Source organism: Lysinibacillus sp. FSL K6-4013 (assembly GCF_038630435.1).
Lineage (GTDB): Bacteria > Bacillota > Bacilli > Bacillales_A > Planococcaceae > Lysinibacillus > Lysinibacillus boronitolerans.
The window spans coordinates 4,664,937-4,680,158 of record NZ_CP152031.1 but is presented as its reverse complement, the minus strand read 5'-3'; the positions used below and the strand labels follow the sequence as shown (position 1 = coordinate 4,680,158).

The following is a 15,222-nucleotide window of genomic DNA, read 5'->3' as shown; positions in this document are numbered from 1 at the left end:
CTCCTTTTTAACTTTTTTAAACAAATAAACTTAGTAATAAAATAAATCCTAAACCAGCTACAGATACAATTGTTTCTAACAAGGTCCATGTAGCAAATGTTTCCTTCATGCTTAATCCAAAATACTCCTTAAACATCCAGAAACCAGCATCATTGACATGTGAAGCAATTAAGCTTCCTGCACCTGTTGCCAGTACGACTAAAGCAAGATTCACATCACTCTGACCTAACATTGGGATGACTAGCCCAGCTGTTGTTAAAGCAGCAACTGTAGCTGACCCTAATGAAATACGTAAAATAGCGGCAATAATCCATGCTAGTAAAATTGGCGATAAGGTAGTTCCATGGAAGAGTTCAGCTACATAATCACCAACACCACCATCGATTAATACTTGTTTGAAGGCGCCACCGCCCCCAATAATTAAGAGCATCATACCGATATGGGAGATTGCTGTCGTACATGATTCCATTACTTGCTTAATAGGGATTTTCCTTGCAATACCCATTGTATAGACGGCAACTAATAGGGAAATTAACATGGATGTACCAGCTTCACCGATGAAGCGGATACCTGCTAAGAAGCCATTATCATCAAAGCCAATTGTTTTTTGCAACAGTGTAATAATAGTAGCAATGGACATTAAAATAACGGGTAATAGTGCAGTGAAAACACTTATTCCAAAACTCGGTGTGTCCTCTAGTTCAAATGTTTTTTGTTCACCTAGAGAGGCAATGTTTCCAGTTTTGTTGAATGATTCAGGCACTAATTTTTTCGCTACTTTTGTAAATAAAGGCCCTGCTAAAATAACAGTTGGAATGGCGATGATAAAGCCATAAAGCAGCACCTCACCAATATTTGCCCCAAATTCACCAGCGATAACGGTTGGTCCTGGGTGTGGTGGCAAAAATCCATGTGTGACAGATAATGCTGCGGTCATTGGAATTCCTAAATATAAAATAGAAACCTTTAATTGTCTTGAAATAGCGAAGACAATTGGAATTAATAGCACAAGACCTACTTCAAAGAAAAGGGCGATACCGATAATAAAGGATGCTGCTACAACTGCCCATTGAATGTTCTTTTCTCCAAATTTATTCACAAGGGTCATGGCAATACGCTGTGCACCCCCAGAATCGGCAATTAATTTTCCTAGCATCGCACCAAGACCAAATATTAATGCCAAGTGGCCTAATGTTCCGCCTAACCCTGCTTCAATCGTTTTTACGATGACATCTAAAGGCATCCCAAGAGCTAATGCCACACCGAATGAAACAATAATTAATGAAATAAACGTATTTAATTTAAAGCCCATTATTAAAATTAACAGCGCAATAATACCAATACCTACAATAACTAATGGCATGTATTCTCCTCCTCTTTAGTCGGGCTTAATTAAGCTCCTTTGATACTGAGCAATTGACGCATAGTCGTCTGCTAATACTCTAGATAAACGAATGAAAATTGGGAGCAGCTGTCTATATTCTTTGGCCGCCTCTTCAATTGGCGTATGTTTATAAGTGTCACCAACCATGTCAGCGACCACGTCAAAGGAATCGATTTTTCCCATAGCATATAAGCCTAAAATACAAGCGCCAAGACAGGAGCTTTCATAGCTTTCAGGAACTACCACTTCGGATTCAAAAATATCCGCCATCATTTGTCTCCAAATCTCAGAGCGTGAAAAACCACCTGTTGCCTGAATACGAGTGACGGGGCTTTCCATGCATTCCAATAATGCTAAATAGACCGTATATAAATTGTAGATAACCCCTTCCAGTGCCGCTCGTATCATATGTTCTTTTTTATGAGACATGGTTAAACCAAAAAATGAACCGCGCACATCTGGATTCCATAAAGGTGCACGTTCACCTGATAAATAAGGATGGAATAGCAGTCCATCAGCACCCGGTCTTACACGTTCCGCAATTTTGGTCAATACTTCATATGGATCAATCCCTAGTCTCTTGGCTGTTTCAATTTCGGATGACGCAAATTCATCTCGAATCCAGCGAAGCACCATACCGCCATTGTTTACGGGTCCACCAATAACCCAATGATTCTCTGTTAAGGCATAGCAGAAAATTCTACCTTTCACATCAGTTTTAGGCTTATCAATAATAGTGCGAATAGCACCGCTTGTCCCAATAGTGACAGCAATTTCACCTTCACGAATGGCGTTCACACCTAGATTAGAGAGCACGCCATCACTTGCACCAATGACAAAAGGTGTGTGTGGGTCAATACCAATTTGTTTAGCTAAAAGGTCATTACAATTCAAAAATAGTTGAGTTGTTGGTACGAGTGTTGATAATTGTGCTTTTGTAATACCTGCAACAGCTAAAGCTTCTTCGTCCCAATCTAATGTGTGGAGATTCATCATACCCATACACGAAGCTAATGAATAATCGACGACATATTGATCAAAAAACTTTTTAAAAATGTATTCTTTAATACCGATATATTTCTTTGTTTTGCGGGCGATTTCAGGATGTTCATGCACAAGCCAAGTAATTTTGCTTAGTGGTGACATTGGATGAATAGGTGTACCTGTTCTTTTATAAATTTCATGACCATTCCAGTCATCTTTAATTTTATGTGCCCATGCTTCACTACGATTATCAGCCCATGTAATAACGGGTGTTAACGGTAGATCATTTTCGTCTATGGCGATTACACTATGCATAGCACTACTAAAGGACACAAATAATAATGATTTATCTGAATGGACTTTCATAATGTTAGAAATGGCTTGCAGTACAGCTTGAAAGATTTCTTCTGGATTTTGTTCTGCTGTCGAAATATCCGGTGTATATAATGGATACCCGATATTTTCTTGTTGAATAACCTTCCCATGTTCACTAAATAAAACTGCTTTTGTGCTAGTAGTCCCTATATCAACACCTAACATATAGTTAGTCATTTTGTGGCTCAACCCCTTTAGATAGCATTTGCTGTGACCGCCATAAATCTTCTACTTTGCCTTGAACATCATCAAAATTTTCATGAAGGGATTTAATCATGAGCTCTCGGTCTTTTGCTCTAATAGCATCAATATATAGTTCGTGATTTTTCACAATGCGAGTAAAATCCTCATATTTTTCTTTGAAGCGCATGCGCATAGATAGCAAAATCAAGCCTTCCATTACTGGCTTTAAATTATTCCAAATCATGGTGATATAGGAATGCCCAATAGAACGAATAATAGTCTCGTGGAACATAACATCCTGATAGGAAAATTCATCCGCATCATTGTATTTAATGGCAACTTTCATCATTTCTAACGTTTTGCTAAGCTCCAGTGCTAAGTTTGTTGTATCCATTTTAATCAGACGTTCAAATACGAATGTTTCAATAAGCAAGCGAACATCATAAATTTCCTCTATTTCTTTTTCTGATAAACCGATGACAACAGCACCCATTTTTTCTAATCGAATGATATTTTCAGAAGCTAAAATTCTTAAGGCTTCACGAATGGGTGAACGACTTACTTCAAAATCAGCTGCTAGTTTGTTTTCTGAAAGAATGGTACCGCTTTCAATTAAACCTGAAATAATACGCATTCTAAGTTCATATGCTACGCGATCACCTGTTGAAGCCTTAGAAAGCCACTTTTGTGGATATAAATAATCATTATATTCGCTCATACTATCACCTTTTTTATTTGGAGTATACTTGTATACAAGTATTATAGTCAGAAAGAAAATAAGATTGCAAGCGACTTACTAACAATCAAAAATTGAAAAAGCCTCAACTTTATACTTAGCTAAATAAAATAATTAATGCACATTCTTTTTTCCTCCTTGGACAAACTTTAGAATGAAAAGTTCATAAAACATATACAAGGTTTTAAAGCTTTTCAAATAATCGATGAAGGATGGTTATGTCAAATATGAATACAAATCGTAACAAATCAAATGATACGAAAAGTGCAAATAAAACAAATCAACAGCGTCAGACACTTCATCGTGAGGAGTTTGGTACTGAATTTGAGCTTGATTCATCTTCAGCACAAATCAATAACTTTGCTGAAACACAAGGAAAAACAGATATCAAGCAACCAGTCAGTGAGAGGACTGCATGGCACTAATTTATATTTGACAACTATTCATTACATTGAGAGGAGGACTAAGGCATGAGCCTTAGTTCTTTGAATATAGCCTGGGAAATATTGTGTTTAGCAACTTCACGTTATTTTCTTCCATACATATTTTCAAAGCATTTCTTAATACTACATCTAGAACAATGAAAACTTTTTTATGAAGGGAGATATATACATTGGCTAAGCACTCCGATACAAGTTGGAAGCAGGATCATCCTAGCACATTGTTTAGTAACTCTGTGCAAAAGGCGGATCGTCTATTAAAGCATGCAAAGTCACATCCAGAGGAAATAGCAATAGAACATGCATTTAATCAGATTAAGCATGCTGAAAATGCACGTTTCAATGCAGAACAATATGGTGAACATTTGGATACTGTTCAGCAAAATAAGGAAAATCTAGAGCAGATTAAACAACAATTACATGAAATGAAAAATGATATGAATAAATAATAACAGTCAACAACGGCTTAAATTCACGTAGTGAGGCTTAAGCCGTTGTTCAAATTGATTAAATTAACACCAAACAATGATTTCATAGGGAGTGGCTTGAGCAGGAATACTCCTAGTGGTAGGGCCATAAACAACAATGAGGTTTCGATTGGCAGGACTATTGGAAAAAGGCTGCCCATTTTTAAGTGAAATAATCGTAGTAGGAGAAAGGTTTAATTGTAATTGTCCATCACTACTCAGTAATTGTTGATTAAAGAAATCTACTTTTACATTTTGATAATTGCTTTCTTTGACAATAATTAAAGCACGATATTGTGGCGGGTAAATCATTGGAACAGGCGCATCTCCATCATAATATCCTGTTACCCATTCACCAGTTGTTACAATTTCACGATTAACAAAATAGGTGGAGGGAGAAATAATAAAATTGACGATCCCTCCAGCACCATCTTCTAAGGTCATCATTTTATAACAACCGCTCTTATCTCCGTTTTGCCCAACAGGAAAATCACTGATTTGAGTGATGACACCTCGAAAAGATTTAAAATTGACCATAGCCATTCCCTTCTTACATATTTCTCGTTTTTAGCGTATCATTTTAATTTATGTAGCATTGTAAAATAAGGTGACAGACAATTAATAGGATGCTATTTGATAGCAATCAACTTATACTTAACATGCTTACTATTATGTCAGAGGAGTGGCAGCTATTGAATTGGATTGCTAAAAATAAGAAAATCTTTCTATTGTTAGTTTTCGTTGTTATTGTCATCGCTGGTATACTGGATATTAAATATAAAGGATTATTCTTTCAGCTATTACCTACATCAATACAAACATTTTTATCTAATTTATTTTGAAATGTGGAGAACCGTACCTAAAGAGTGCGGTTTTTTCATTAGCAGAATTTTTGCCATAACATGCAACCAATTGTTTGGATTATCTACTTTATAAGTAAGAGTACATAAAAGGAGAAAATGCAAATGGACGATGAAAAAATAGTTGCTTTATATATACAACGCTCACAGCAGGCTATTTTGGAAACCAGAAAAAAATATGGAGCATACTGTAGAGTAATAGCAAGAAGAATCTTGGCAAATTTGAGGGATGTTGAAGAATGTGAAAATGATGCCTACCTAGCTGCATGGAACACAATCCCTCCACAAATACCAAGAAAACTATCTATTTTTTTAGGGAGAATCATACGAAATATTGCACTTGATAAGCATAGCTATAATACAGCCAAAAAAAGAAATAATGAGTTTGAGGTCATTCTCACAGAGCTGAAAGAATGTCTAGCTTCTTCTCATACGGTAGAAACATCCTATGAAGCGGGTGAACTTGCTCAATACATTAGCCAATTTTTATATACCTTAGATGAACAATCTAGAAATATATTTATTCAGCGATATTGGTACTCCTCTTCAATAAAAGATATTTCCTTACACTTTCAAATGAGTAGTAGTAAAGTAAAGTCGAATTTATTTAGGACACGTAATAAACTAAGATTTTATTTGAAAAGCGAGGGGTTATATATATGAAAAAAGAGGAGTTGTATCGTGAAATTGGCTTAATAGAGGAAGAATTAATTGAAGCAGCCAACTATGGAGAAAAGAAAAAAAGTTTTTCTAAAAAATGGCTCGCTATGGTAATAGGTATGATGATCGTAAGCTCAATTTCTACTGCCACAATAGCAGCAGCTTACTATAAACATCAAAATAATGAGCTTTATATTCGTTATTTATCAACAGAGGATATGGAATTAATGCCAGCTACACAATATGATGCAGATAAATTTCTAAAAGCTCTAGATAGTGACAAAGAGGAGTATATCTATATTGCCATAAATAGACTAGTAGAGAGCTATAATGATGAAAAGTTGAGAAATAAGGCGTTAAAGGCTATTCAGCCATTTATACAAAGTGATAACGAAAAAATTGCAAATGCGGCTATTTTTGCAGTAGATATTTTATCAGGGAGCTTTGAAAGTCAGGATGTATATAAATTAGCAGATGGGAGCGTCTTCTTTACTTTATTCAATAATTATTCTGATTACGGCAGTCAAAATGTTCTTTGGCGGATAAAAGACGATGTGCTAGAGGCATATTCTAGCTTCTCCAGTCCATCAATGTATATAAAAGAAATTATCCCTTCACCTGATCATAAATTAATTGCTATTGTTACGAATTCTAATAAAAGTGAATTTGTTGAAGTCATCAATGTGGAAGAGCGAATGGTAAGCCCAGAGTTAGTAGAATCTTCAAGGGTTAAATATGGTGCTGAGCAAGGGATGGATACTTGGATTCGAACAGATCATGAAAACTATAGCTATGTGGATCATCTTAGATGGAAGGGTGATGCTACAATAGAATTTGAAGCTAGTCTCTCCTATGATGATACGGCGATTATTAAAAATGTAGTAGTAACTTATGAAGTTAGCCAAAAGAAATTAACTGTTAAAGAAATTAAATAAGAAGTAGATAAAAACAGAAAACGTATTAAAGGTTTTCTGTTTTTTCAATAGTATTGTAGAAATAAATCAATTAAAAAGGGAGTGAATGATCAATGGCAAAATGGAATATAGCCTTAGAAATATTCCTGAAAGAATGGCAAGATAAAGAGGAAGTTGTAGGAGCACTCGTATGTGGGAGCTATATTACTGGAAATCCTTCCAAGCGCTCTGATATCGATGTCCATATTATTTTGGCGGATAATGTGGGGTGGAGGGAAAGAGGGAATCGTGTTATTGATGGTTTTTTAATTGAATACTTTGCAAATCCACCAAGTCAAATTCGTGGGTATTTCCAAGATGATTTTAAAAAAAGAAGAACCATGTCGATGGTCCAATTTAAAACAGGTAGAATTATATTTGATTATACTGGAATAGTAAAAGATTTAAAATTTGAAGCAGGGGAATGGCTAAAAGAAAAATATAACACAATGAATAAAACGGTCTTAGAATTAAAAAAATATGAATTATGGGATGCACTAGATAATTTAAAGGATTGTTATGAGCATGATAGAATGGACTTTTCCTTTACCTACCATAACTCATTAGCCAATTTATTTTTGGCATACTGTCAGTTTTTAAATCTAGAAACGATACCCTTTTATCAAATCTATGCCTATCTTGAAGATCCAATTTACTTACAAAAATATAGTAAGTCAGCATTTCCAGATGAGGACTTTAGAGAAATTTTTATGAGAGCAATGCAAGAGGATAATGCTGAAAAGATGATGGCGTTATATGAAGCAGTAGTGGAGTATGTGTTCATACAAATGGGCGGTTTTCATATAGATGGCTGGCATATAAAATCCCCAATCGATAGTTAATCTTTGGGGAAAGGAAAGTTAGTTCAAATACAAGACGAGCTTCATATTTGCATGTTATTATACAGATATAATAATAAAAAGAACCTATTTTTTATGAAAATGTCAACCATTTTTAGGCCGATTATTCCAATAAGCTTAAATAATTCAAATTTTATCTAGAACAAAAAGTCATTTTTTTGCTTGAATTATGATTGGAAAGGCTCGAAAAAAGCTGATAACTCTCATATAAATAGTTGATATTTTATTCTTGAACTAATTGTGATAAACTGCAATAAGGTAATAATTGATACAGAAATGGTGTGCTCCGAGGTTGCTCCATGGCTACAGTACTTCTAAAGCGGGAGTGCTTACATCCTTTCTGCAAATCTTAATATATAAGGAAGGTAAAAATGAGTAACAGACAAATTAAATCAGATGTTATCTTAATTGGTGCCGGAATCATGAGTGCAACTTTGGGAACATTACTCAAAGAATTAGCACCAGATTGGAAAATTACAGTGTTTGAAAAGCTTGAAAAAGCGGGCGAAGAAAGTTCTCACGAATTAAACAATGCGGGAACTGGACATGCTGCATTATGTGAGCTGAACTACACATCAGAGAAAAAAGACGGATCAATTGATATCAAAAAAGCGATTAATGTTAATGAACAGTTCCATGTTTCAAGACAGTTTTGGTCGTATCTTGTAAACAATAAGCTGATCAATAATCCACAAGACTTCATTATGCCTTTACCACATATGAGTTTAGTACAGGGGAAAGAAAATGTTGAGTTTCTAAAGAAACGTCATGAAACGATGACAAAAAATCCTTTATTTGAAGGAATGGAATTTTCTAATGACCCTGAAACTCTAAAAAAATGGATTCCACTTATCATGGAAAATCGTCCTGCAGGTGAAGACATTGCTGCAACGAAAATTGACACTGGTACAGATGTTAACTTTGGTGCTTTAACACGTATGTTAATTGATCACTTAAAAGCAAAAGATGTAGATGTTAACTACAATCATAGTGTTGAAAGTTTAAAACAAGCTAGTGATGGTACATGGGAAGTACGCGTGCACGATTTAGACGGCTGTAAAATGGAATATCATTCAGCAAAATTTGTCTTCCTTGGAGCTGGTGGAGGAAGCCTAGAATTACTACAAAAATCTGGTATTCCTGAAGGGAAACATATTGGTGGATTCCCAATTAGTGGTCTATTCTTACAATGTAATAATCCAGAAGTAGCTGAACAACATCATGCAAAAGTGTATGGAAAAGCAAAAGTTGGTGCTCCACCAATGTCAGTACCGCATCTTGATACACGTTATATTGATAATAAAAAATCACTACTATTTGGACCATTCGCAGGTTTCTCACCTAAGTTCTTAAAAACAGGCTCAAATATGGATTTATTTGCTTCTGTTAAACCGCATAATATCACAACTTTATTAGCTGCGGGCGTGAAAGAGATGGGCTTAACAAAGTATTTAATTCAACAGCTTATGCTTTCAAAAGAACAACGTATGGAAGAGTTACGTGAGTTCATTCCAAATGCAAAAAGTGATGATTGGGATATTATCGTAGCTGGTCAACGTGTACAAGTAATTAAAGATACAGAAGCTGGTGGTAAAGGAACACTTCAATTCGGTACAGAAGTTGTAAGTGCTTCTGATGGCTCGATTGCAGCTTTACTAGGAGCTTCACCAGGTGCATCTACGGCTGTACATGTTATGCTTGAGGTTCTTAATAAATGTTTCCCTCAACATATCAAGGAGTGGGAACCGAAAATTAAAGAAATGATTCCATCTTATGGTCTATCATTAGCAGAAAACCCTGAGCTTCTAAAAGAAATAAATGCAACAACAGATAAAGCACTTGGCTTAAAATAATAGTAAGTCATGTAATTGTTTAAGAAAGAGAGGCTGGGACATAACTAGCTTCAATTAGTGAGAAATCCGAATTTGAATGAATTCAAATTCGGATTTCTCTATTTTTTATGTAGTCTTCCTATAGATCTTAGCTAATGGCTGTGAATTTTCTTAAATTCACGGCCATTAATGCGAGGCCCATCTCGTTTTCAACCTTCGATTTTCCTCGTACAGAAAATCGGGTGAAACGCAAATTAGCCTTCAAGAATCCAAAAACTGGTTCCACGTCAATTTTACGTTGACGATAAATGGTACTTGTTTTTTCTTCTGAAAGCTTTGCTCGCACATATTCTTTTTGTTCTTCCCACTTCTCATTCACCATTATCTTACGATTATTTCCTTCTTTTGCTTTTGTACACGATGAACGGAGAGGGCATCCGGAACAGTCTTCACATTCGTATATCTTAAACTCACGCTTGAAATCATATTGATCCGTTTTCGTGGTACGATATTTAAATACAAGCTGTTGTTGGTTTGGGCAAGTGTATCGATCATGTTCTTTATCATAATCCCAGTTCGCTGTATTGAATTCGTTGTGCTTATGCTTTTTCTTCTGTTCTTTTAAATACATATTGTACGTGATTAAGGCTTCTCTCTTACGATTCGAAAGGATATCATCATAATTTTGTTCACTGCCATATCCGGCATCTGCGACAATGTGTTTGGGTAACTTAAAATAACGTTGTTCGATTTCATCTAAAAATGGGATTAATGTACGTGTATCTGTTGGGTTCGGAAAAATGCTGTAGGCAAGCGCATACTGACCTTCTGTTGCCACTTGTATGTTATAACCTGCCTTCAATTGACCATTTTTCATATAGTCATCTTTCATACGCATAAATGTCGCATCCGGGTCTGTTTTCGAATAACTATTTCGTTCGTCAAAGATTTCGAAGTCTCTTTGATATTTTAGTTTGCGTTCAATATAGTCGATTAATTTTTTCCGAGCTTGCTTTGGGAATTTCCGTTCCGTTCTTAAAGCCTTTCGCTCTGCTACATCTGATGAATCCTCAATTTTTCGATCATATTCAGAAATCACTTCATCTACTTTTTCAACCATTCGAGCGAGGTCTTCCAATGCTAATTCATTTTCATTTTCCCGTTCAATTTCTGGCATGATTTCTTTTTCAAGCAGCTCATCGTATAGCTGGTTTGACTTTTCAATTAGTCCGTTATGATATTTTTCAATCGACTTTTTCCACACGAATGTAAACTTGTTCGCATTCGCTTCAATCTTTGTTCCATCAATAAAAATAGCTTCCTGGTTAATTAATCCCCCTTGTACCAACTGGCAGCGGAATTGAACGAAGCATTGACGAATTAACTCTTTTACGTCTGGTTGGACACGGAATCGGTTGATTGTGCGGTAGGTTGGTTCATGCCCTTGAGCTAGCCACATCATCCGAATACTGTCTTTTAAAAGCGCTTCAATTTTACGACCAGAAAAGACAGATTGCGTGTAGGCGCATAAGATAATTTTAAGCATCATGCGTGGATGGTAGGCAGGGCAGCCCTCATTTCGAAGGAATGGTTCAAACGCTTCAGGCGGGATACTTTCGACTAAATGATGGACATGGAAGGCAATATCATTCTTTTGTAATTTTACTTCTAAATCTAAAGGCAAAACTAATTGATTCATGTTATAATCTTTAAACATAAGGATCCTTCTTTCTGTATAATTTGGTTGTGGTGACTTAATTTTATCAGAAGTGGTCCTTATTTTTATGAAAAAATTGAAAGCCGATGAAATTTTACTGATCGTAAAATTTCACCGGCTTTTTAGTTTAGAGATGGGTTTTGTCCCAGCCCCTCTTTTTAATTTGAATAAATTCTTTCCTGGGAAATTTTTAATTCAATTGTCTTCTTTTTAATAAAAGAACCAACAAATTTAATATAAATCTTGCCCTGTATTTTATAACACTATAGCTCTATGTACCATTGTTATATAAACGGTAGTTTTCTATACTTTGTATAAAAATAAGAAGGGAGCAAATCTATAGATGATTAAGCTACAAGGTATTGGAACATTTCCAGAACTACCAGAGCTTGCAATGTATATCTATACTGGTAATGTCAATGCTTTGCAGGCTGCGAGGGATAAAGGCTGGAATATTGAAGAAAAGATATGTTTAAATCAGCATACATCATTAAGCCCGTTGGATTTAGCATTGATTACACAAAGATTTGATGTAGTAAAATTATTAGTTGAAGATGGGGTCAATTTAAATGTTGAAAAAAATCCTGCATTTTTAAGAGCTGTTCGATATTGTAATGAGGAAATAGTACGTTACCTTGTTGAACAAGGAGCGAAATTAGATGGCTATAATCAAGTTGGATCTGGGGCCTATTCTCAGGCTTACTTTGGCAATAAAAGAAATATCCCTCTTATTCAAGAACTTGGGCTTGATATAAAGCAGCATGGAGGTGCTGTATTGCGTCAGGCTGTGTCGAATTTCGACATGAAAACAGTCACTTTTTTACTTGATCACGGAGTAGATATTAACTACCAAAAGCCTGATATGGTCTATCCCTATGGAGCAACTCCATTAACAGTTGCAGCACGAATGGGTAATATAGCTATGGTGAAGTATTTGATTGAACGAGGGGCAAACGTCACTTTAGCGGAGAAAGATGGTGAGAGAGCTTATACAATTGCAGTACGTATGAAAAATAGGGAACTAGCAAATTATTTAAAGGCTCTAGAACCTATAGAACTTCATACTATTGAAAACAAAAAAGAGAGATTGAAAAAATACAAGTTACCAGATGAATTGGTTAATTTTCTGACAGGAGATCGATTGCATCTAGAGCTTGCACCAAATGATTACGACATTCACTATATCGATTTTTTCCAACTAACCGATACAATTGAGATGAAGCTAGGTCATAGAAAGCTCCTCCTTCTTTCTGCAAATATCGACAATTACTCTGATTTGCATATAGCCTGGAACCCAAAAGGAGAGGGCCAAATAGGGTGCTATGATGTGGAGCATGAGGAGTATGCTAATTTATGTAGTTTTAAAGAATTTATTGCTAGACCTGAAATATACCTTATCCGTTTTCTTGAAGGAGAGCTTTAGCGATGCTTATTAAATGAGCCTTCCTGCTATTCAATTTAAAAGTCGATGAGAGTAAGCATATTCTATCCAGAAAATATGCTTACTTTTTATTGCTCTATATACGAATAATTGACAAACAAAAAACAATAGAACGTTTAATATATGTGGCACAAAAGAACAACAGTAGTGCTACTAACAGGGCAAAGGGGATGATAAACATAACAGGAAGGTCTACGCCATACCAAATACCCATTTTAATTTGATCGACTCCAAATGTTCGTAAAAAGCCAGCGAGTATGGATAAGCCAGCGCTTAAAAGTAATCCAACGTAAAGTACAGATAATACCACTAAAGCTAATGAGCAAAAAAAGGTCTTTAGCATTTTTAGAAGTATCATTCTTTTTCCCTCCGTATAATATGATGCACCTTTGAACTGGCAGCTATCGAATAATCATCCGTATAGTAAAGTGACCTGATCACACTATTTTCCCCAACATGGACAACTTCTCCTTCCACAAACTCTGCATTTGTATTAGATAATTGTAGGTGTTTTCCACTTACAGTGTGACAACGTAATATTTTCTTAAATAATGGAAGAAGGGTTATCCTATCCTTTTCTATTACCACATTTTCAGCCCTTAACCTGTCAATTTTGCTCTCTCCCGATAACTTCAAATGAAAGTGATGAGCGGTTATTTCCACAGCCTTGACTATCCCAATGGCATCAATTTGCTCGCTCTGTAATTTCTCCTCAACCATTAGCTTTCCAGAACTATTGATTTTTTGGATAAAACCATTACGTATTTTAATATTCCCGGCATTTGTAAGTTCTCCGATTTGGCAATCATCCTTTAATTTACACGAGCCAGAGCTATTAAATATTTGTGCTGTAACTGGATAATAGAAGGAGCTATGGCCATGAGTAGATACTTTTTTTAAGTGTAATTCTTTATGTAACGATACAGCTCCTCGAATGTTTAATTGTTCATAATCAGCTTCCAAATGTTTAATCGTGCCATTTGTTAGTGTAAGGGTTCGGAGTTTTTGAAACATAAAAGTCACCTCATTATAATTTAATTAATATATAATTTAATTATTAAAATATATATTAATTAAATTATATGTGACTTCTATTTGTCAAGAACAAACATTGCCTAAAAATGAGCAATAAAAAAAGGATTTCAGCAAATTGAAATCCTAAAAAATTTTATTCATTAATTGATTTACTTCGCGTAAGATGTTAGCCATGTCTATGAGTTTATCCTGAGAAAACTTTAAAAAGATTTCTTGGACCTTCATGTCACCAGTATTGGTTAAAGCCATTTTGACCACACGTCGATCATTATTTTCTCTAATTCGTTGTATGAGTCCTAGTTTTTCCAGTTTATCACACATGGAAGTTACAGCTCCGGGTGTTACACTAAAGAATTCAGCAATTTCTGTTGCCTTCATCCCATTATTTATTTTTAGCTGAAGAAGCAATATTAATTGGTTTTGTGATAACGCTTCTCCTTCAGATAAAAGATCAACAAACATTTTCGATTTCTGCTGTATTTCTAGCATTTCTTTCATAATAATTTCTACATTGTCTAGGTTTTCTGCCATATAATCACGTCCGCTAAAATATTTAATAATTAAATTATATAGCAATTAAATGAATGGTACCAAGTGTAGAATTATTTTATTGAATGAATTTTTTATTGTTTTACATACTAAACCTTCTTACATGCGTTTCGCAAAGGTAGCATGATACATTCTTCTTTTATATACATAAAAATACATACTTAGAGGCCACCATAGTGTAATAAAAATAGGGTAGATCGCCCATATAACGCTTGGTGAAGAAACTACATTTACGGTAATGAAAAAGATACTAATTAGTATCGTAGCTGTAACGGAGAATGCTACAAAGGTTTTTCGTTGCGCGTGATATAAAGCTAGAGGCCACCATATCACTAAAAAGGCAGGATAGATTGCCCAAGGGTATTGAGGAGATACAATTATATTCAGTATAGTGTAATAGATGATTGTAGAAGCACACCCAATTAGTGCTGTTTTTAACGTTTTAGCCTTTTCATCTAAATACATAAGGATGGGCCACCAGATAATTGGATAAATAGCGTAGACAAACCATAAATGATTGGGTGCGTAAATATAATTTTCAATTATTAGAAACGCAATAATCAAGGCACTACAAACAATGGAGTATTGTTTATACAATTTTTTAGCCATAAAGAATAAAGTAATGGGCCAAAGTAGTAGCAATAAGCATGGATATACAAACCACATTGTTTGAGGAGATGTCGTATAATTAACAATTCCTAAAAAAACCATTGTCATCAAGCTCCCTGCTATAGAAAAGTTAATAA

Annotated in this window: 17 protein-coding genes; 8 read left to right on the top strand and 9 right to left on the bottom strand. The window is 35.1% G+C overall.

Annotated elements, in window-relative coordinates; all coding sequences use genetic code 11:
* Nucleotides 1-16 precede the first annotated feature (16 nt).
* From MHB39_RS23270 to MHB39_RS23260, 3 genes are read right to left on the bottom strand one after another with little or no spacing between them, the layout of a single operon-like run.
* Nucleotides 17-1,363, bottom strand: a complete 1,347-nt coding sequence (locus tag MHB39_RS23270; protein WP_036077888.1) for a GntP family permease — start codon at nucleotides 1,361-1,363, stop codon at nucleotides 17-19.
* 15 nt (nucleotides 1,364-1,378) lie between these two features.
* A complete protein-coding gene (gene gntK, locus MHB39_RS23265) occupies nucleotides 1,379-2,920 on the bottom strand; it encodes a gluconokinase (protein ID WP_258860012.1) in 1,542 nt (513 codons plus the stop codon).
* Entirely contained in the window at nucleotides 2,913-3,644 is a 732-nt protein-coding gene (locus MHB39_RS23260; RefSeq protein WP_036077885.1) for a GntR family transcriptional regulator, read from the bottom strand. The genes gntK and MHB39_RS23260 overlap by 8 nt, the downstream gene beginning before the upstream one ends.
* Before the next feature lie 236 nt (nucleotides 3,645-3,880).
* Between MHB39_RS23260 and MHB39_RS23255 the strand changes: the two genes are divergently transcribed.
* Nucleotides 3,881-4,087 carry a hypothetical protein gene (locus tag MHB39_RS23255; protein ID WP_016992269.1) on the top strand — a complete coding sequence of 69 codons (207 nt, stop codon included), beginning with the start codon at nucleotides 3,881-3,883 and terminating at the stop codon, nucleotides 4,085-4,087.
* 188 nt (nucleotides 4,088-4,275) lie between these two features.
* Nucleotides 4,276-4,551, top strand: coding sequence for a hypothetical protein (locus MHB39_RS23250; protein ID WP_016992268.1), 276 nt, complete (start codon nucleotides 4,276-4,278; stop codon nucleotides 4,549-4,551).
* A 63-nt stretch (nucleotides 4,552-4,614) separates the two neighbouring features.
* Here the strand turns inward: MHB39_RS23250 and MHB39_RS23245 are convergent, their stop codons facing one another.
* Nucleotides 4,615-5,106, bottom strand: a complete 492-nt coding sequence (locus MHB39_RS23245; protein WP_342545510.1) for a hypothetical protein — start codon at nucleotides 5,104-5,106, stop codon at nucleotides 4,615-4,617.
* 155 nt (nucleotides 5,107-5,261) lie between these two features.
* On the opposite strand from MHB39_RS23245, the gene MHB39_RS23240 reads away from it, so the two are divergent.
* From MHB39_RS23240 to MHB39_RS23220, 5 genes are all read left to right on the top strand, one after another.
* On the top strand, nucleotides 5,262-5,411 hold the full coding sequence (locus MHB39_RS23240; RefSeq protein ID WP_342545509.1) for a hypothetical protein: 150 nt from the start codon (nucleotides 5,262-5,264) through the stop codon (nucleotides 5,409-5,411).
* Nucleotides 5,412-5,534: 123 nt separating this feature from the next.
* Nucleotides 5,535-6,092 carry a sigma-70 family RNA polymerase sigma factor gene (locus MHB39_RS23235; protein WP_342545508.1) on the top strand — a complete coding sequence of 186 codons (558 nt, stop codon included), beginning with the start codon at nucleotides 5,535-5,537 and terminating at the stop codon, nucleotides 6,090-6,092.
* Nucleotides 6,089-7,024, top strand: a complete 936-nt coding sequence (locus tag MHB39_RS23230) for a hypothetical protein (RefSeq protein WP_342545507.1) — start codon at nucleotides 6,089-6,091, stop codon at nucleotides 7,022-7,024. The genes MHB39_RS23235 and MHB39_RS23230 overlap by 4 nt, the downstream gene beginning before the upstream one ends.
* A 92-nt stretch (nucleotides 7,025-7,116) precedes the next feature.
* The gene (locus MHB39_RS23225) at nucleotides 7,117-7,884 is read left to right on the top strand and encodes a nucleotidyltransferase domain-containing protein (protein WP_342545506.1); all 768 of its coding nucleotides are present in this window, start codon (nucleotides 7,117-7,119) and stop codon (nucleotides 7,882-7,884) included.
* A 389-nt stretch (nucleotides 7,885-8,273) separates the two neighbouring features.
* The gene (locus MHB39_RS23220; protein ID WP_036077872.1) at nucleotides 8,274-9,755 is read left to right on the top strand and encodes a malate:quinone oxidoreductase; all 1,482 of its coding nucleotides are present in this window, start codon (nucleotides 8,274-8,276) and stop codon (nucleotides 9,753-9,755) included.
* 127 nt (nucleotides 9,756-9,882) lie between these two features.
* On the opposite strand, the gene MHB39_RS23215 is transcribed toward MHB39_RS23220, so the two are convergent.
* On the bottom strand, nucleotides 9,883-11,451 hold the full coding sequence (locus tag MHB39_RS23215; RefSeq protein WP_342545505.1) for an IS1182 family transposase: 1,569 nt from the start codon (nucleotides 11,449-11,451) through the stop codon (nucleotides 9,883-9,885).
* A gap of 343 nt (nucleotides 11,452-11,794) precedes the next feature.
* On the opposite strand from MHB39_RS23215, the gene MHB39_RS23210 reads away from it, so the two are divergent.
* The gene (locus MHB39_RS23210; protein WP_342545504.1) at nucleotides 11,795-12,874 is read left to right on the top strand and encodes an ankyrin repeat domain-containing protein; all 1,080 of its coding nucleotides are present in this window, start codon (nucleotides 11,795-11,797) and stop codon (nucleotides 12,872-12,874) included.
* A gap of 94 nt (nucleotides 12,875-12,968) precedes the next feature.
* Here the strand turns inward: MHB39_RS23210 and MHB39_RS23205 are convergent, their stop codons facing one another.
* From MHB39_RS23205 to MHB39_RS23190, 4 genes are all read right to left on the bottom strand, one after another.
* Nucleotides 12,969-13,250, bottom strand: coding sequence for a hypothetical protein (locus MHB39_RS23205; RefSeq protein WP_342545503.1), 282 nt, complete (start codon nucleotides 13,248-13,250; stop codon nucleotides 12,969-12,971).
* The gene (locus tag MHB39_RS23200; RefSeq protein WP_342545501.1) at nucleotides 13,247-13,906 is read right to left on the bottom strand and encodes a hypothetical protein; all 660 of its coding nucleotides are present in this window, start codon (nucleotides 13,904-13,906) and stop codon (nucleotides 13,247-13,249) included. The genes MHB39_RS23205 and MHB39_RS23200 overlap by 4 nt, the downstream gene beginning before the upstream one ends.
* 144 nt (nucleotides 13,907-14,050) lie before the next feature.
* Nucleotides 14,051-14,458 carry a MarR family transcriptional regulator gene (locus MHB39_RS23195; RefSeq protein ID WP_036077865.1) on the bottom strand — a complete coding sequence of 136 codons (408 nt, stop codon included), beginning with the start codon at nucleotides 14,456-14,458 and terminating at the stop codon, nucleotides 14,051-14,053.
* Between the two features lie 117 nt (nucleotides 14,459-14,575).
* Nucleotides 14,576-15,193, bottom strand: coding sequence for a hypothetical protein (locus tag MHB39_RS23190; protein ID WP_339280506.1), 618 nt, complete (start codon nucleotides 15,191-15,193; stop codon nucleotides 14,576-14,578).
* Between the last annotated feature and the right edge of the window lie 29 nt (nucleotides 15,194-15,222).